The sequence below is a fragment of the Pseudoflavonifractor capillosus genome (assembly GCF_016899775.1).
GTDB lineage: Bacteria > Bacillota > Clostridia > Oscillospirales > Oscillospiraceae > Lawsonibacter.
Genome location: NZ_JACJJE010000176.1, coordinates 1 through 345 on the forward strand (window position 1 = coordinate 1; position 345 = coordinate 345).

At 60.0% G+C, this 345-nt stretch carries 1 pseudogene; it reads left to right on the forward strand.

The annotated features are described in order from the left end of the window. A pseudogene (locus H6B31_RS16885) lies at positions 1-345 on the forward strand (cell wall anchor protein); the annotation flags it as partial.

Consider the following 345-nt stretch of genomic DNA (forward strand, 5'->3'; position numbering starts at 1 on the left):
GCTACCCGATCCTATCCCAATCTGGCCAATCAGGACACCGCCAACATCCCAAAAACCATTGAGGAGGACGGCCGGACCCTGACGCTCCAGAACATCAGCTGGCAGACAGACAACACTGCGTCTGTGGGAGGCTATGCCCTGGGAGAGCGCTACACCGCCGTGGCCACCTACACCGGCAGCGCCACCAGCAGCTACGTGAAGGGCTACACAGTCACGGCGGACTATACCGGGACAGTCAGCCGCATCGCCCTGAATCAGGTGCGCTATGTGGCCATCTTTGAGGGAACGCCCATTCAGCCGTTCCCCATGTCGGAGGAGGGAACGCCGCTGAATTTTGATTGGATG